The organism is Candidatus Hydrogenedentota bacterium (assembly GCA_012523015.1).
Taxonomy (GTDB): Bacteria; Hydrogenedentota; Hydrogenedentia; order Hydrogenedentales; family CAITNO01; genus JAAYBJ01.
Genome location: JAAYJI010000352.1, coordinates 29,768 through 46,725 on the forward strand (window position 1 = coordinate 29,768; position 16,958 = coordinate 46,725).

At 51.6% G+C, this 16,958-nt stretch carries 17 protein-coding genes; 3 read left to right on the top strand and 14 right to left on the bottom strand.

Features of this window, described 5'->3' with window-relative positions:
- Position 1: 1 nt before the first annotated feature.
- The 11 genes from folE to GX117_15265 form a co-directional block, all read right to left on the bottom strand.
- Positions 2–571, bottom strand: a complete 570-nt coding sequence (gene folE, locus GX117_15215) for a GTP cyclohydrolase I FolE (protein NLO34677.1) — start codon at positions 569–571, stop codon at positions 2–4.
- Complete coding sequence (folK, locus tag GX117_15220; GenBank protein ID NLO34678.1) at positions 568–1,083, bottom strand: 2-amino-4-hydroxy-6-hydroxymethyldihydropteridine diphosphokinase; 516 nt, start codon at positions 1,081–1,083, stop codon at positions 568–570. Before folK ends, folE begins: the two co-directional genes overlap by 4 nt.
- A 14-nt stretch (positions 1,084–1,097) precedes the next feature.
- On the bottom strand, positions 1,098–1,475 hold the full coding sequence (gene folB, locus GX117_15225) for a dihydroneopterin aldolase (protein NLO34679.1): 378 nt from the start codon (positions 1,473–1,475) through the stop codon (positions 1,098–1,100).
- Positions 1,468–2,214 (bottom strand): SDR family oxidoreductase, encoded by a 747-nt coding sequence (locus tag GX117_15230; protein ID NLO34680.1) that lies wholly within the window; start codon positions 2,212–2,214, stop codon positions 1,468–1,470. The genes folB and GX117_15230 overlap by 8 nt, the downstream gene beginning before the upstream one ends.
- Before the next feature lie 13 nt (positions 2,215–2,227).
- Positions 2,228–4,876, bottom strand: a complete 2,649-nt coding sequence (locus GX117_15235) for a tetratricopeptide repeat protein (GenBank protein NLO34681.1) — start codon at positions 4,874–4,876, stop codon at positions 2,228–2,230.
- A 132-nt stretch (positions 4,877–5,008) separates the two neighbouring features.
- Positions 5,009–5,989 carry a polyprenyl synthetase family protein gene (locus GX117_15240; GenBank protein ID NLO34682.1) on the bottom strand — a complete coding sequence of 327 codons (981 nt, stop codon included), beginning with the start codon at positions 5,987–5,989 and terminating at the stop codon, positions 5,009–5,011.
- Positions 5,990–6,061: 72 nt separating this feature from the next.
- Positions 6,062–6,790: a 3-oxoacyl-[acyl-carrier-protein] reductase gene (gene fabG / locus GX117_15245; GenBank protein NLO34683.1), complete on the bottom strand. Its 729-nt coding sequence runs from the start codon at positions 6,788–6,790 to the stop codon at positions 6,062–6,064.
- 9 nt (positions 6,791–6,799) lie between these two features.
- Complete coding sequence (locus GX117_15250) at positions 6,800–7,699, bottom strand: ACP S-malonyltransferase (GenBank protein NLO34684.1); 900 nt, start codon at positions 7,697–7,699, stop codon at positions 6,800–6,802.
- A 29-nt stretch (positions 7,700–7,728) separates the two neighbouring features.
- Positions 7,729–8,820 (bottom strand): phosphate acyltransferase PlsX, encoded by a 1,092-nt coding sequence (gene plsX, locus GX117_15255; GenBank protein ID NLO34685.1) that lies wholly within the window; start codon positions 8,818–8,820, stop codon positions 7,729–7,731.
- Positions 8,821–8,901: 81 nt separating this feature from the next.
- The gene (gene rpmF, locus GX117_15260) at positions 8,902–9,084 is read right to left on the bottom strand and encodes a 50S ribosomal protein L32 (GenBank protein ID NLO34686.1); all 183 of its coding nucleotides are present in this window, start codon (positions 9,082–9,084) and stop codon (positions 8,902–8,904) included.
- 6 nt (positions 9,085–9,090) lie between these two features.
- Entirely contained in the window at positions 9,091–9,684 is a 594-nt protein-coding gene (locus tag GX117_15265; GenBank protein NLO34687.1) for a DUF177 domain-containing protein, read from the bottom strand.
- Between the two features lie 328 nt (positions 9,685–10,012).
- Between GX117_15265 and GX117_15270 the strand changes: the two genes are divergently transcribed.
- From GX117_15270 to GX117_15280, 3 genes are all read left to right on the top strand, one after another.
- Positions 10,013–10,675 (top strand): ABC transporter ATP-binding protein, encoded by a 663-nt coding sequence (locus GX117_15270; GenBank protein ID NLO34688.1) that lies wholly within the window; start codon positions 10,013–10,015, stop codon positions 10,673–10,675.
- Complete coding sequence (locus GX117_15275; GenBank protein NLO34689.1) at positions 10,672–11,928, top strand: ABC transporter permease; 1,257 nt, start codon at positions 10,672–10,674, stop codon at positions 11,926–11,928. Before GX117_15270 ends, GX117_15275 begins: the two co-directional genes overlap by 4 nt.
- A 124-nt stretch (positions 11,929–12,052) precedes the next feature.
- On the top strand, positions 12,053–12,739 hold the full coding sequence (locus GX117_15280) for a DUF3299 domain-containing protein (protein ID NLO34690.1): 687 nt from the start codon (positions 12,053–12,055) through the stop codon (positions 12,737–12,739).
- A 28-nt stretch (positions 12,740–12,767) separates the two neighbouring features.
- Here GX117_15280 and GX117_15285 read toward each other — a convergent pair whose 3' ends face one another.
- The 3 genes from GX117_15285 to GX117_15295 all read right to left on the bottom strand — a co-directional run.
- Positions 12,768–14,240 carry a sulfatase-like hydrolase/transferase gene (locus GX117_15285; GenBank protein NLO34691.1) on the bottom strand — a complete coding sequence of 491 codons (1,473 nt, stop codon included), beginning with the start codon at positions 14,238–14,240 and terminating at the stop codon, positions 12,768–12,770.
- A gap of 188 nt (positions 14,241–14,428) precedes the next feature.
- Positions 14,429–15,427, bottom strand: coding sequence for a hypothetical protein (locus tag GX117_15290; GenBank protein ID NLO34692.1), 999 nt, complete (start codon positions 15,425–15,427; stop codon positions 14,429–14,431).
- Positions 15,428–16,211: 784 nt separating this feature from the next.
- Positions 16,212–16,958: hypothetical protein (locus tag GX117_15295; GenBank protein ID NLO34693.1), on the bottom strand; the 747-nt coding region annotated here is incomplete at its 5' end.

The following is a 16,958-nucleotide window of genomic DNA, read 5'->3' on the forward strand; positions in this document are numbered from 1 at the left end:
ACTATTTGTGCGTGGACTTGTCAAGCAGTTGTAAGAACTCCTGCCGTGTGATGGCGTCATCATGAAAACTGCCCAAAACCGAGGAGGTGGTCATGATTGAATTTTGTTTTTCAACCCCACGCATCATGGTGCAAAGATGTCTGCATTCCAATACAACGCCGACACCCTCAGCCTGGGTATGATCCATAATGGCTCGGGCAATTTGCGCAGTAAGTCGTTCTTGGATTTGAAGACGGCGTGCGTAATAATCAACGATCCGCGCGATTTTACTCAGTCCGATGACTTTTTTTTGTGCAATATAACCCACATGGGCATAGCCGAAAAAGGGAAGCATATGATGTTCGCAGAGGCTATAGAGTTCTATATCCCGCATGATAATCATGTTATTGGATTCAGCCTGAAAAATAGCATTGTTGATGATGGTGTCAAGGTCTTGATAATAGCCGCGCGTTAAAAATTGCAGTGCCTTAGCATACCGCTCGGGTGTTTTCAGCAGACCTTCCCGCTCCGGATCCTCACCAATCTCTAAGAGAAGTTCCCGTATCAACGAACTGACACGTTCAATATTCATATGCTCAACCTTTCGTGTAAAGTTTTTGTAAACGGCGTATCCCGTTCCAAGCTTTCCAATTGTACTTTTGTAATCAAGGTTTTCAACGCTGATGCCGTACCCGGCATGACCAGATCAGCATTGAGTTCCAATAGTCCCGCTGCAAGAAAGGGACGCTGCAGGATATCGGGATCCGGCAATTGCAATTCAGGGTCGTCTATAACCAAATCGCCGCACAAGAGTATATCCAAATCAACAGGCCGCGCCGCATAGCTGTCTCCGCTTCGTTGCCGCCCCAACGCGGCCTCAATAGGACGCAACACTTCAAACTTCAACCCCTTGGGATCACCGTCATAGAGGATAGAGACGACACCATTCAGATAATCGGGCTGTTCAGGCCGTCCTATGGCGGCGGTTCGGTAAAAACCGGAGAGTGCACGAATCGGAAACAGCTTATGTAATTGCAGCAGTGCTTCCAAAATATTTTCTTCCGGCCGAATATTGCCGGCTGCAGAAATATAACAATCCCGCATGATTCGCTTTCGCTCTAATCGGCTTTTGACCGTTTTCTCGTGATTTCAGCGCCCACACTTCGGGCAAAACGCAAAGCACCGGGTTTATCTATGGTTACCGTGACTTGTTCCACACCCTGCGTAGCTAAGCAAAGCTTCGCTACGTCTCCCGCGAGTTTTTCGACCAAGAAACACGATGAACTTTGTACAAGATCAAGAACATTGGTCTTTACCTGTTTGTAATCGACGGTATCTTCAATGGAATCACTCTCTTCCGCCTTGGTCATGTCGGTGTAGAGAATGATATTAATCAAGACCTCTTGCAGCTTTTCCCGTTCTTCGGGAAAAATGCCCAGTATACAACGCGCGTTTAAGTCCCGTATATAAATCCGATCCCAAGATGATTCATTCATACATGCGCCCTCTCAAATGTCTTCCTCCATCAACAAACAGAGTTTGTCCCGTTACAAAATCAGATTCAAGCAAATAAAGCACTGCCCGTACAATATCGTCTGCACTGCCCACGCGGTTGAGGGGATTGCTTGATTTAAGTTGTTCCAGATAAGATTCATCCTGTCCGGCAGGCGGTAAGATTAACCCGGGTGCAACGGCATTCACACGAAGGAGCGGAGCAAACTCGACTGCCATCATTTTGGTAAGACTATGCAATGCTTTTTTGCTCATATGGTAAGGGACATGGTTAAAATCATAATCCATAACCCGCGTATCAATCATGTTAATGATGGAGCCGGACAATCCTTGTGCAGCAAAAGCCTGTCCCAGCAACAGGGGCGCAATCACATGGACAGCCATATTTTCTGCGACTGCTTTTTCCGTGCTTTCCATGAAAGTCATTTGATGGAATATGGAAGCGTTGTTGATCAGGATATGGATCGCGCCAAACTGAGTGAAAGCCCTGTCCATAAGCGCTTTCGCCCCATCACCATTGGAAAGATCCCCTTGGACGACGGCAGCTTTTCCGCCCGCCGCGATAAGGCGCTGTGCCAATTCCTCAGCCGCTTTTTCGCCGTGATTATAGTGGATGAGTACGCGGACGCCCTGTTTTGCCAAAGCGATACTCATCGCCGCGCCCAGCCTCTTCCCCGCGCCTGTTATCAGTGCGGTTTTTCCTGCTAATCTTTCCGTTGCCATATTGATGCCCGTTTTATAAAGAATCGACCTCAAGCCGGTCCATGAGTTCTAGATTCTTTGCAGCAGCCTCATTTTCCGGATCCACTTCGAGAACGCGTTCATAATAATGTCTTGCTTGAGTATAACGCTCCATAGCAAGACAAGCATTCCCCAGTTCTATTAAAAAAGCAGAATTATCGGGGTCTTCTTGCGATAAGACTTCCCATTCCTGCAGTGCTTGCCCGCTTTCCCCCAGCGCTTCCCACGCCCGCGCCAGATTCACCCGTGCACGGGTGAAGTGTGGGTAACGCTGCAACACTTGTTGATAATAATCGATAGCTTTTTGGTAGTCCCCTTGCACGGCGTAGTGATAACCCAGCCCATTCAACAGATCGGCATTCTCCGGATCAAGGGCGATCCCTTCGGTGTAGACACGGACGCTTTCCTCAAATTGTCCCAACTGCGTCAACAAGATGGCGAGATTATCCCGTGCCAGACTATACTTCGGCGACAACGCTAAGGCGCGGTTGAAGAGTTCCAGTGCCGCTTCTGTATCCCCTTCTTCTTGATACAACAAGGCAAGATTATTGAGTGCGCGCAGGTCTTTGGGCTTCCATTTCAAAACCTCCTTATATTGGAGAATCGCTTCGTCTTGGCGCCCGGCCGCGTTAAGATGGACGGCAAGGTTATAAAGGAATTCCGGATTATTTTTCACGTGTTGAAGGGCGGTTTTAAAGATCTGAACAGCGCCCTCATGATCCCCTTGCCGCCCGAGCAGATCCCCCATATTGCTCCATGCCAGCACGAAATCCGGATTTGCCGCCACAGCAGCCTGATACGACGCCAGCGCGCCGGAAGTGTCTCCTTCTTGTTCCAAGAGTATACCGAGATCATTGTGAGCGCGGCAGTCTTGCGGATTCAAGCGCAAGGCTTCTTCATACGCTTCCCGTGCTTCTTCCATACGACCGTCCGCCATCAACACGCCGCCAATATTGAAATACAGGTCTTCCTGATAGACAAGTGATTGTTCGCCGCTGCCCAAGGCGGCGTGCAGCAATTTTTCCGCGAGCTTATACTCTTTTTTTTGTTCCATCCCATAGCCGATGCGGAAAGGCATATAGAGCGCGTACTTTTCTTGGAGCAATTGTTCCGCTTCCGGTTTTGCCTTTTCAACTTCCCCGCTGCGCAGCCATGATTCAGCGCGCGCATAATGCCACCGTGCCTTATCAGGCTGATAATCAACAAAATTCACGGACGATAAAAGATAAAATGCCGCAAACAGCACTGCAAGTGTGGCGAAGGAGAGAAATTTCTTTTCCAGAAGGAGCTGCCACAATCGGTACAGACCGTATGCACCGATCAGAAAGAGGAAAGGATAGAGCGGGTGTCGGGCGCGCGCATTTACAAAGAAAGGAAAGAAGGAAATCCAATAAACGGCGATCAGTCCGTAGACCAATGCGAGCAGAGACCATCTTGACGATCCGCTTCCGTGCTGCTGCCAAGGTAATGCCTTCTTGAATCCATCTCGGATGAGCAAAATCGATCCAAACAAAAACAGTGCCAGCACATGGGGGAAGCCCGGCAAATATTTTAAAGGCCCGTAGTAATACTTTTCATATTGGACTACCTTATTCTCGGTGATTTCCCAAGGCGACCAAAATAAGAGCGCCTTTTTCAAAGTCAAGCGCAGCGCAGCGCCCGGATTCTCTTTGATCCAAGCAAGGGCTTTACGTGCAAAGATATAAGAGGCTTCCGAATGTGTTAGCCGAGGATTACCCACTTCCCTGCCCAGCCCCTGCACCATACGATCATACTCCCACACCGAGAACTGGCCGCTGCCTTCGAGTTTTTGCAGATAAGGCGACCATGAGGTATAGCCATCAGCATCTTCGTTGTAGCCAATGTGAAGATTTTCGCCGAAATAGGTGGAGATCGGCACAAATTCGCCGGAAACCATATAGTTGCGCACGGTTACAGGAGCAATAACAAGGGCTGTAATCCCGGCAAGAGCAAGCCACGCCGCGGCGACAGCTTTGAGCTGTTTATGACGCCGGCCGACCCACAAGAGCCAGGCGGCCATAAAGGGTCCATAGAGGAGGATATTGGGGCGCATCAAGGCATAACAGCCAGTGAGCACGGCGACAAAAAGAATCCATTTCACAGAGAAATCTTTTTGCCAGCGATGGAGAAGCAAAAAAAGACAAGGAAGCAAAAAAACGAAAATAGCAGGGTCGTTTACTTCGCCTTCGTAAAAAATACCGCCCCAATAAACCGCCATGAGGGCGCTCGTAAAAAGGGCAACGCCTTGTCCGAAGATAAGGGAGGCAAAACGAAACATAAGCACGATGGCGGATAAGCCCAAGATGATGTTAAAGATACGGGGCGCCAAATAACTTCCGTTGCTGACATAATAAATGGCGGCGAGGAGATAGGTGTAGGCAGGCGGCCGATAGTAAGGCGTGGTGATAATCTTTGGGTCATTCCGTCCCGGCGGCAGTGTCCAATCCCCTGAAAGGATAGCACGGGCGTGATAATCCTGCACTGACATGTCCTGACGGAGCTCAACAAAATCAGGAGCATGCACGACATTATAGAGATACCAGAGACGCAACAAAAGAGCAATAAAAAAGATCAGAACCAACCAAAGCCTATAGCTGTGATTATTGGGTTTAGGGAGTTTCACAATGAAACCCTTTCTCTACTGGAACGCTCTTTGAAAAAGACCATGTCGGTGATCACTTATCGCTTCGTCTGATCCATCCGCTGTTGGGGGAATCGCTGTATTGATTGAGTTCATCCGACTTCTATTTGATTGTTAAGAAAGGCGGTTCAACACAAAGTGGGTAAGCCCTTCCAGAGATTGCCGGTATAGGGAGCTGGGAAGCACAGAGATTGATTGAAGCGCTTTTTCTATATAGCCTTCGGCTTCTTCGCGAACAAAAGCCGCCACTTCCAATGCGTCAACCTGTTTCTTGATCCATTCACAATCGTCGTCGTCCAACTCTTGACCTTTCAGTGCTTGCAGTCGGTCACGCTCTTCGTTATCCATACGTTGCCGCATCACAACCAGAGGAAGGGTCTGTTTGCCCTCCGCCACATCGCCGCATTCCGGCTTGCCCAGGGCGGCGGCAGTTTGTGTCAGATCCAACAAATCATCGATGAGTTGGAAAGCGATGCCCAAATCAATACCGAATTGGTAGAGTGTATCAACCTTTTCTTTGTCGAAAAGGTACGCAGGCCCGGCACAGACAGCGGCAAACAAACTAGCGGTTTTCGTATCGGCCAAGGTAATACAGTCGCTTTTATCGGTCTCTTGCGGGTTCCGGTCAAAGAAACGTAATTCGCCGCCTGCCATGCGCCGCATGGCATACAAGGCGCCCTTCAAAAGATCGGGGCATTCATATTCCAATAAGATTTCGAAAGAACGGGCGACCAGATAATCGCCTCCCAAAATGGCAGCGTGTTCATTCCACAATTCATTGAGAGACGAACTGCCGCGACGGAGCGACGCGTGGTCGACCACGTCGTCATGGGCGAGGGACGCCATATGAATCGCTTCATAAGCGGCTGCGAGACGAACGAGCCCACTTTGATCCTCCTCTCCCAGCGCACCGGCGCTGAGCAGGCACAATGCGGGCCGCAGCAATTTGCCTTCAAAGTGTTGCCCCTGTCCCATACTGGCCAAACCGCCGACTAAAGAGAGGACTTCCGACCACAAAGCGGCCACGGTAAACCGAACCTCTTTCATGGCGGGCGCAATGGGCGCATACACGTCTGTTAAAGAGCTATTGTTCATAAGTCGAAAATTGTACCATACATTGTTTTTAAGACCAAATAGGCCTTGTTAATTATCCCTTTATTTTCGGGTTCACATCCCTAATCCGCCGTCCACGGGAATGACAGTACCCGTAATATATGCGGCTTGGTCAGAGGCAAGAAAGGCAACGAGCGGCGCGATATCTTCGGGCAGTCCGCTGCGATTCAAAGGAATACGTTTCAGAGCTTCTTCGCGCATGGCAGGCGTCATGGCGGCAGTCATATCGGTTTCCACAAAACCAGGCGCAACAAGATTGACCGTGATATGGCGCGGCGCCAATTCTCGCGCGCACGCTTTGGTAAAGCCGACCAAGCCCGCTTTCGCAGCGGCGTAATTGCATTGTCCGGCTTGTCCGTGCAAGCCTACGACGGAACCGATATTGATGATACGCCCAAAGCGCTGCCGAATCATAACACGCGATACAGCTCGGGTCAAATAAAAGACGCCATCCAGGTTGGTTTGCATCACCGTGCGCCATTGCTCATCGGTCATGCGCATCAACAGGCCGTCATGGGTGACGCCGGCGTTGTTGACCAGAATGTGAAGGGCTCCGAAATGCGCTGTCACCGACTTCACCAAGGCCGAGGCGGCATCAGGATTGCTGATGTCTGCTGCGAGCCCCAAACAAGTGTCGCTGATTGTCTCGGCCGCTTCCTGCGCACGAGACGCATCCCTTCCGCACAAGGCTACTTGCGCGCCTTCTTTGGCGAAATAGGCGGCGCAGGCAAGGCCGATGCCGCGGGTGCCGCCGGTGATCAATACAACCTTATCTTGAAACAGCTTCACGGCTCAGCCCCCCTCCCGTGCCGCGAAATTGCGGCACTGTTCAGGCGCTGCTCCACCGCAGACGACGGGCCCGTCCGGCGTACGTTTCGCCAAGCCCTGCAACACCGTGCCGGGACCTGCTTCTACGGCGCTGCGCTTTCCAAGCTGTTCCATGACCCGAGTCCATTGCACGGGACGGTAGAGCTGCGCCGCAAGGAGACTGCGTATCGCCTCAGGATCTGTTTCCCATTCTCCCGAGACGGAAGAAAGAAAGGGACGCTTCGGCGGCAAGATCGGAAAGGCTTTAAGAAAGGCCGCCAGTTGATCGGCAGCAGGTTTCATAAACTTCGAATGGAAAGGTCCTGATACGGACAAAGGAAGCAGTCGTTTCGCGCCGCCTTCTTTCAGGCGCCGGGCTGCTTCTTTCAAGGCGTCCCCTGTCCCGGAGATAATGGTTTGGAAACTTCCGTTGTAATTGGCGACCTGTACGTCGTCGGGTAAGAGGGCTTCAATATCGGCCGGCGCCAATCCGAGCACAGCCGTCATGCCCCCTTCGGGCACATCTGTTGACATCAAGCGCGCCCGCTCCACGACAAAGACCAAGGCGTCGGCAAAATCGATGGCTCCCGCTGCGACCAAGGCGGAAATCTCGCCGAGGCTATGGCCGGCGCAGGCGGCGGGTTCCACACCCAAGTGCTGCAAATAGGCAGCGACTGCCACTTCCACACAGACCAAGGCGGGCTGGGCGACGCGTGTATCGTGCAGCGCCTCTTGCGTGCCTTCCATGATCAGGTGATACAGTTCATTACTGAGGATGTTTTGGGCAATATCAAAAAGGGCATGGCTTTCCGGGCAGGTATCTTGAAAAAGTGCGGCGGCGCCGGCTTGTTGGCTGCCTTGACCGGGGAATAAAAATGCGGGCATTATGTGGAGTTCCTCCCTGACCGGTACCACTACAGGGGAAGGGCATCCGTCCCTGTCGGTAAAGGCGTGTTTTCGCTGGCGTCTGAAGGGGTGATGCCATTGACCGATGAATTTCCATTGCCGTTGCTTGCGCGCAGGCTTTGAATATTCTCATGTATGTGACCGATCAGGTCGGTTTCGATGGCGGCGCGGGCGCCAATGATGGCGTTCTCCACGGCTTTGGACGCACAGGAACCGTGCAAAATCACGACCATCCCATCCACGCCGAGCAAGGGCGCGCCGGGATATTCGTTGGGATCCATCTTTTGCTTCATTTGGAGCAGCGCTTTGCGTGCGAGTACGGCGCCGAGTTTACTCATGGAGGTGCTCTCGAAAGTCTCGCGGATCAGCTGGCTCATGAAGGAGGCGATTGCCTCAGTAGTTTTCAAGAAAAGGTTTCCGATGAAACCATCACAGACGACGACATCGGCTTTGCCCTCGGTCATGGCGCGGGGCTCCACATTGCCGACGAAATTGAGATGGGTAGATTTGGACAAGGTAGCGTGGGCTTCCCGTGCGATACACCCGCCTTTTTGGTTTTCTTCGCCAATATTCAAAAGGGCGACCCGCGGATTATCAACGCCCAGCCCATAGCGGGAGTAGGCGACACCCATCTCTGCGAATTGACACAATTGACGGGCGGAACAATCCACATTGGCGCCGAGATCGAGCAAAACGACGCGGCCTTGCAAGGTGGGCAGCATTTGCGTGATGGCGGGCCGAGACACACCGGGGATGGGACCGAGAATCGTACGCGCTGCCACCATGACCGCGCCTGTGTTGCCGGCGCTGATCACAGCGTCTGCCTCCCCTTGCTTCACCATACGCATGGCGACTAAGAGGGACGATTGCTTTTTATGGCGCACCGCCATGACGGGTTGTTCGTGTGATAAAATCGTTTCGGGAGCATGGCGCACTTCGATGGCGCCCATCTTGGAATAGGCAGACAGCTTCTCGCGAAGCAAGGTCTCATCGCCAACCAAGATGATTTCCACATCCGATTGTAAACTGGCCTGTACGGCGCCTTCGATTTCAACATCCGGCGCGGCGTCAGTGCCCATGGTGTCCACGGCTATGCGCACGATATCACTTCCCCGGAGACGGTGTGACGCAGATGCGGGTGTACCCGCTCATAAGGCTCACGAACCGTCTCGAATTGAAGGTTAATCATTTTCCGGTTTGACGACAACGCGGCCTTTGTAAAAGCCGGTCTTCAGGCACACGCGGTGCGGGAGCTTGGCTTCGCCGGAGTCGGGGCATTCAATGACATTCGGCGCAGTGAGTCCGTGATGAGAACGGCGCATACGTTTTTTCGTGCTTCCGGTACGTCTTTTTGGTACTGGCATGGTAACTTATTCCTTTTTGTTGTTCGGGTCGAATTCCGGGAAAAGTTGTGCAAGTTTAGCAAGGCCGGAATTGCCGGGTTGTTCTGGTTCCTGTACGCTTTGACAGGTGCAAGAGCTAAGGTTCAAATTTTCTCCGCAGCGCGGGCACAAGCCCTGACAGGTTTCGTTGCAGATTATACGTGTCGGCTGGGCAAGGACCAGCTCTTCCCACATATAGGGTGCTACATCAATTTCCGTCAGATCCGCAACGGTCGGCGGATTGTCGGCATGCACAGACGCTGTAAGTTCATGATCGTCCGAGCTGTGTCCCAGCTCCCGGTACACACCGGAAGTATCCTTGGTAAAGACCCAAGAGACCGGCACTTTCACCAGTTGTTTCGCCGGCGCTAAGCACCGGTAACAGGCTTCTGCGAAGACACCGTTGACTGTGCCGCGAAACAAATAGTTGTCATCGAGCGGCACAAACTGCCCCGATATCGATACTTCATCGATCGGCAGGGTACTGGTGGAGCCGGGTTGAATCTCCGAGACAAGCGCACGCGCATCCAATGTATAGCCTGTTTCTTCTATGGAGGAAACAGGAATCCTAAAGGTATTCATGCATCCATATCTTTCTACGGAAGCGTGACGCTGCCGGTTAGTGTATCAAAAACACAGTAAAGACTTCAATATACAAACGCCTTATCCGAAGTAAACACTGACAAAGGGGATAAAAATTCTTTTGCCCTGTTTTTAGGCATAAAGGCTTGGGTACTGAAAATTCATGTTGTATAGTATTTTTTGATATGGTATTCTATACTAAAAGGGATGGCAGATGGGAACGGCCTGTCAAATCAGGCGCCTATGCGCAGCGTTCCATCACAACTGATCGCCCGTCCCCTGCTACAATCTCAATGTGTTTAAGCCATGAACATGAGGAACCGCAGCCATGATTTTTTTGGATAAGGTCAAACGAAGACTGGGGCCCGGTGTCGTCTTTTACTGCGACACCTTCCAAGTAGACGCGGGATCGAGCACCGCCTTATGGGGACCCAGCGGCTGCGGCAAATCGACTATGCTCAATCTCATCTCCGGATTATTGAAGCCCGATTCGGGTATCGTCCGCGTTGACGGGCAGGAAATCCAACATTTATCAGAAAGCAAATTGGACGCTTTCCGCGCCGAGCGTATGGGCTTTGTCTTTCAAACTTTCAACTTACTCGCGCCCTTTAATGTGCTCAACAATGTGGTGCTCGGCATGCGCTTTGCCGATGTCCTTCCCCAAAAAGAATGGAAGGACCGCGCTCATGCCATGTTGGAGCGCGTGGGACTGTCCCACCGCCTCAACAGCAAACCCAACACCCTCAGCGTAGGCGAGCGCCAACGGGTCGCCATTGCACGCGCCTTGGTCAACACGCCTAAAATCATCGTTGCTGATGAGCCCACGGGCAGCCTCGACCCGAAAGCGGCGGATTCGGTCATGACCCTGCTGCTGGAATTATGCGCCCAAGAAAAGGTCACCCTCTTGCTCGTGACCCATGATAAGGGTATCGCCGACCGACTCCCCCATATCTTCGACTGTTCGGCTTTGGTACAGGAGGATCCCTCATGAGTCTTTGGCATATTGCATGGAGTTATCTCTGGAACCGGAAATTCACCACCGTCCTCACCATTCTATCGGTCGCGCTCGGCGTGGGACTCATCTCCGCCATCCTCACGCTGCGCGACGAAACGCAGCGCCGTTTTGAAGAGGAAGGGCAAGCCTTTGACCTCGTCATTGGCGCAAAGGGCAATCCGCTGCAGCTCGTCTTGAGCACGGTCTACTTTCTCGACGCGCCCACAGGCAACGTGGATTGGGCGCTCTATGAGGCGTTGAAAGATCATGACGACGTGACCGCCCTCTTCCCCGTCGGCATGGGCGATACCTACGCCGGATTTCGCATTGTTGGCGTCACCCCCGAGCTGATGGACTTTGAGCCCGGCGGACGTACCCCCTACGCCCTCGCCGAAGGCAGCCATTTCACAAAACCCTTCGAAGCGGTCATCGGCGCGAACGTGGCGGAAACGACCAACTTGAAGCTGGGCGACAGCTTTGTAGGCACCCACGGCATGGTGGCATCGCCCTATGCCGAGGTACACGAACATCATCCCTACACTGTGGTGGGCATCCTGCAGCGTTCGGGATCACCCAACGACCGCGCCATCTTCTGCGATCTCCAATCGGTGTGGGATGTACACAGCCACGGCGATGAAGAGGAGCACGACGCAGCAGCTGCGGCGGCGACGGAAGACGAAGCGGATGACCATCATCATCATGACAAGGAAATCACGGCGCTCTTGGTCAAACTCGAATCGCCCGCCATCCGTTTCGAGTTCAAGGACATGATCAACCGCCGCTCCAACGCCATGGCCGCCATACCCATTCAGGAAATCCAAAAACTCTATGAACAGCTCTTGGGTACGGCGAAATTGGTATTGCTCGCCATTGGCTACCTCGTCGTCGCCATCTCCGCCCTGTCCATACTCATCGGTCTCTATATGGCGATTTTGCAGCGCAAACGAGACCTTGCTATCATGCGTGCACTCGGCGCGGCGCGCGGCGAGATCTTCGGCGCTGTCATCATCGAGGCGTTCTGGGTCACCTTGCTCGGCATCCTCGTGGGCTGGCTCCTCGGCAGCAGCGTGTGCATGGTCTTGAATCGCTATCTCGTCGTGAAGATTGGTTTCCACGTGCCGCCCGTATCCCTGAGCGCCGATCTCGTCGCCGCATACTCTGCGGTGCTGCTCATGGGCTTGGTGGCGGGCATCCTGCCGGCGTGGCAGGCATACCGCACCAATGTGGCCCGTGACCTGGCAGAATTATAAGGAATTGTTTCTTCGGCGGAGCCGCCGCACAGCCTAAAACGTGGTGCTTGCAACGGGGCGGCTTCGCATATCCCATACCCTAAACCTCAACGAATATCAAAACAACATTTAAGGGAATACATGTATGCGCAAACGTTCTAAACGGGATTTATTGACGCTCCTCGGTCTCGTCATCATTGTGGTATCCATCATCAGCGTGAACGGATATTTACGCCGCGCCGGCTTGCGCGAACACTTCGAGAAGATGCGTGCCGCCCTCGAACAAAAACACCGCAGCGAAGGGGTCAAACTCATCGACTGGACCGAGCTGCATGCCGTCGTCGGCAATCGCCGCACAGGCGCGACCTTTCCCGAATCCCTCAAAGAAAAAGACGGGCGCCTGGTCAATATCGTCGGTTTCATGAACGCCATCGATCAGTTCCGCAACGTCACCGAATTCATGCTGCTGCCCGTGCCCATCACCTGTTTCTTTTGTGATGTGCCGCCTATGCGCGACATCATCGAGGTCAAGCTGCAGCAACCTGCCAACATGATTAATGAACCGGTGTTGGTGGGCGGCAGGCTGCGCATCCACGAAGGGCCCAAACCCCTCTTCTTCTACACCATTGAAGACGCCAAATGGAATGAAGCCGTCTCCGATGAAGAGAGTACCGATAAGGTCATCGAACAGGAACACAAGCTCCATCTCATCGACGGCTTTAAAGAACTGCGCGGTGAATCGCCGCTCCTTGATCTTGACGATGAGGAAGAGTTGCTGCCCGGCTACGAAATTAACCTGCAGACAACGGCGCCCGAAAGTACCGAAGAATAAGCGCGCTCTGCGGCAAGAGTCTCCGTCGTTAATCCATATAGCCCAAGCGGCGCAGCTGTTCTCGTGTCTCCTCGTCGATGGTGACCTCCTGCCCCACGCCACGGCGTGCGCGGAGGTTCGCCTTATACTGCGTCTCCAACAAGGACTGCATGCGCCTGACGGTGTCGGCTTCCGACGCCGCCAAATTCGCTGATTCCACGGGATCCGATCGCCATGCATAGAGCTGTGCGCTGCCGTCGCCATGGTCGACGATCAGCTTTCGATCGCCGTCGATCACCGATTCCAAATCCGTGTTCCATTCCTCGGTCATACCCCGCGTTTTCGCGTAGAGCGGGCGCGGGCTATCGTCAAAGAGCGTCCTGCCCTGCCACGTATCCGACGCTTCCGTCCCCAAGAGCAGGCTCAGACTGGGCAGCACATCGATGAGCTGCACAGGATGGGTGTATACGCCCTTGGGCACAGCAGGACCAAAGAGCAGCAAAGGAACGTGCAGTTCGCATTCATAGAGGGAAAGACCGTGCCCCAGCAGATCATGATCCCAGAAATGTTCCCCATGATCGGCGAGAATCACAAAGAGCGTTTCCGGCGCTTGGCTGCGCACAGCCGTGACCAAACGGCGCAGCTGGTCATCGGTATAGCGGATGCACGCATCATAGAGACAGCGCACCGCCTCACGGCCCGCTTCCGACAATGGCGCCATGGGCCGCCTTTCGAGCTGACCGGTCTTGTATTTGCAATGGGCCATGAGATAGTCCAAAAAATCTTCCACGACCGCTGTTTCATCCGCCTCTAAGGCGTCCCGATCATAGCCCATCATACTTCTGTATTCCGGCGGCGGATTATAGGGCAGATGGGGATCCATATAGTGGGCGTACAAGAAAAAGGAGCCCTTCACTTTCGCCAGCTCTTCCAGCGCCCAATCGCTCACCACGCTGCCCGTATCATCCACAGAAACGCGGTACACGTCAAAACCGCGGTCAAAGCCGAATTCCGGCAAGAGATTGCCGTTCGTTTGGATGCCGATGGTCCCATAGCCCCACGCCTTCATGACCGCCGCCATGGGCGTCAGCTCGGGCGATAAGGCGGCCAAGGCAGGCGAACCCTCCGGCGGCAGCGTGTCGTAGATCACCTGATGGCTGTCCACGTAGAGGGAGGTGAAGAGCGAGCTCATAGACGGTCGGGTCCACGTGCAATTGCTCATAGCTTCGCTGAAAAAGGCGCTCTCCCCCAGGAGCTCATCCAGGAAGGGGGTCAACGCCACGCCGTTACGCTGCGCGCCCACGCGGTCGAAGCGGAAAGCGTCCATTACGATAAGCACCACGTTCACGTCCGGCGCAACCACGGACCCCACGCCCGTTTTCGCTGCAGGCACATAGAACAGCCACAGCCCACCGATCAAGAGCGCCGCCGCCAAGAACGCCAAAACCAACAACACGCCGACCGGCTTCACGCCCGACGCCGAAGAAAAAGAAGTACTGGAGGATGAAGAAGAAGTAGTCATTGAAGCAAGTTGAAATCCTAAACAAAGCCGCTCTTTATAGATATCGACAATTTTATATGTCTTGACAGTTACGAAAAAGGGCTGGGGAACAAATAGCACTGCCCCATCCGAAAATCATGAGATAGACAAATTACGACGCTCTTTTATTTGTATACGTTGAATTAATGTAAAAGAAAGTGCAGCAGAATTCAAATTTCTTCTACCGCTTGATCTTTCTGGTTGCAATTCAATTCTGTCTCCAAAAAGTTATTTAACAAAAAATCAGCCAAGGTGGAAGCTAGGACTTTTGCCCCTTCCGGAGAAAAATGACCTTCGTGAATATAAAATAAATTCTCCCGATGGGGCTGCGCCATAAAGGCCGACGTAATATCCACATAGGGAATACCGAATTCAGCAAATAATTCTTGGGTAAGCCTGACATCCTTATTCATTTCATAGGGCGTATTCGGATGGTCCTTATTCGAGGTTTCCCAAAATTCAGGCGTTAAAGAAATATTCATACCATGCACAAAAGCAACCAAGGGAATACCATAGGCTTGGCAGTCTTCTTGAATACCACGGATACTGTTGGCATACAACGCCCACGCTTCCTCCAACTCAGGATACCAATCCCGAAGGCACGGTTCCAAAAGCGGATCGCGATCCACCGCCGGAACCGGCATTTTACAATCTGCAAAAGGCAGAAACCGCAAATCAGCCAGTACATCGGAAACAAAGCCTCGTCTCTTCGTTACTTGACACCATTTCCTATAGATTAATGAGTACCGCCAAACCAAACGATCCAAAAGAAAGGGCAATCTGTCATAATTTCTAAAACTCATCCCTTGTCGCATCATTTCTCGATTAAAACAAGGCAGGAAGCGATTGATTTCAAGATAATCGCCTTCAATGTCGTTGGCAGGAAAGAGCTGAAGCACAACCAAGTCAGGGTCAAGGGAAAAACCAACTTTTTGCAACAACAACCGTTCTTGCCATGGCGCATAGGCGCCAATACCGCAATTGATTACATGCACTTCTTTGTTGCAATTATTAACGCGAAGCAGGCGTTCCAGTTCTCTTTGAAATGTGTCTTCTTCCTGTAAGGCTTGTCCCATAGTAAAAGAATCACCTAGCGTCACAATCCTATACTCATTCTCTTTTTTCTCTCCATTTTCACGGTCACGAATCCCCAGAGAGGAACTTGTCATATTCCACCTTACAATGTTACCGGAATTGTCTGTATATATACCCTCAAATGATCCTCTAGGTCGCAAGCGAAAGAGCAGTTCAGGATCATATTCAAACCACCCGAGTTCCGGGGAAACAAATAAAAAAGCACCAACCTCAAAGACTAGGAAGGGCAAGGCTACAAAAAGACCAAGGAGAAGGTATTTTTTCACAATAAATTTCAAGGACAGAGATTGAAGCACACGTGCATATAAAAATAATAAGACACCATAACCACCGTAAAAGAGAGATGTACTGCGAAAGCAGCAAGAAAACATCAAGGCAATAGAAACAATATACACAATCATGTTCATCCCGTTGAAAAGAACGGGGTATTCGGAAGTCCGAACAACGAGCACTTCTTTTTTTCTATAGACAAGCCATAGCGCAAAACACCACAGGACTAAGAGAATATAGCCCTGCGCCGCCGGCGTAACAGCAACTCGACTAGAAAGCAAAAGCCAAAGCAATATCCAAGCAACAAGAAGCACCGTATAATGCAAAAGCACAGACACTGATGAAAACAACACCACTACAAGCACAACGAAAATATACTTCGAAGATGGCAGCAAATAATACGTAGACAAGAGTAGAAAAGAGGATAAGAGGAGTCGGAGAATCATTGATCGCAAAAGAATGATATATGGCTTAAAGAAAATATTCATATAAACCCCTCACGGCTGATACGAAACGATGAAGGTCACTTGTTCCTTAGGATTTTTGTCAATTGAACTTATAGCAAATCAATTGTGATAACCGCACAGTTTACAAATATCCCAAAGCGCGCAATTGATCTTGCAACTGTTCATCGTCGGGCAAATCAGCCGTGGCTTCAACAGTTTCTGCCAAGGTCAAGCGAAAACCGCCGATAACACTCCAGTAAGGAGCGTCACCGGCATGTACTTCTATTTCAAATTTACCGTCAGGCACATCTACAACTCCCACTTCAGAGAGACCATAGGGAACACCCCAATCTTTATCGGTCGTATAGTGAACATCACGCGCGTGTTCCTCTTTCATAACACGAACACGCACCATGGAGGATGGATGATCTAAAACGTCCGTGTTGGAAAAAAGATGCAGTGCCAACAAGTATCGACCGGGCCGCACTTCACAGCTGAAATGCAAGGGTTTGGGTTCACTTATCCAAGGCGCAGCCCAAAGATAGGCTTTTATTTTTCTCCATTTATCGCCCCATACCAAGTCAGTAGTCAAATTATCTACGGGCACCGGTTCTACCGCGTCAGCATTGGCAAGGTCAGCAGATAAGAAAGATTCGGTAAAAAGGAAATCATGATATAACTTTTCCAGAGCATCATAGGCATTCCAGCGGGGCTCAAAAATATTTTTTCGTAATTCACGAAAGTAGTGGACTTTATCTTTTTCTTCAGAAGTGCATTCAAGACGATTTGCCAAACGATCAGGCACACGAAAAAGCGCTTCATATCCGTCAATAGGATCATATTCATATTTGTACTCTCTATCGCGAATAATAAAACCATTGGGCTTATC

Excerpts from the sequence above, each read along its gene's own strand:
- GX117_15230 (NLO34680.1), bottom strand. The coding sequence starts at position 2,214 with ATGGCAACGGAAAGATTAGCAGGAAAAACCGCACTGATAACAGGCGCG.
- GX117_15250 (NLO34684.1), bottom strand. The coding sequence starts at position 7,699 with ATGCCCGCATTTTTATTCCCCGGTCAAGGCAGCCAACAAGCCGGCGCC.
- GX117_15270 (NLO34688.1), top strand. The coding sequence starts at position 10,013 with ATGATTTTTTTGGATAAGGTCAAACGAAGACTGGGGCCCGGTGTCGTC.
- folB (NLO34679.1), bottom strand. The coding sequence starts at position 1,475 with ATGAATGAATCATCTTGGGATCGGATTTATATACGGGACTTAAACGCG.
- GX117_15290 (NLO34692.1), bottom strand. The coding sequence starts at position 15,427 with ATGACAAGTTCCTCTCTGGGGATTCGTGACCGTGAAAATGGAGAGAAA.
- rpmF (NLO34686.1), bottom strand. The coding sequence starts at position 9,084 with ATGCCAGTACCAAAAAGACGTACCGGAAGCACGAAAAAACGTATGCGC.
- GX117_15280 (NLO34690.1), top strand. The coding sequence starts at position 12,053 with ATGCGCAAACGTTCTAAACGGGATTTATTGACGCTCCTCGGTCTCGTC.
- GX117_15240 (NLO34682.1), bottom strand. The coding sequence starts at position 5,989 with ATGAACAATAGCTCTTTAACAGACGTGTATGCGCCCATTGCGCCCGCC.
- folE (NLO34677.1), bottom strand. The coding sequence starts at position 571 with ATGAATATTGAACGTGTCAGTTCGTTGATACGGGAACTTCTCTTAGAG.
- folK (NLO34678.1), bottom strand. The coding sequence starts at position 1,083 with ATGCGGGATTGTTATATTTCTGCAGCCGGCAATATTCGGCCGGAAGAA.
- GX117_15265 (NLO34687.1), bottom strand. The coding sequence starts at position 9,684 with ATGAATACCTTTAGGATTCCTGTTTCCTCCATAGAAGAAACAGGCTAT.
- GX117_15285 (NLO34691.1), bottom strand. The coding sequence starts at position 14,240 with ATGACTACTTCTTCTTCATCCTCCAGTACTTCTTTTTCTTCGGCGTCG.
- GX117_15275 (NLO34689.1), top strand. The coding sequence starts at position 10,672 with ATGAGTCTTTGGCATATTGCATGGAGTTATCTCTGGAACCGGAAATTC.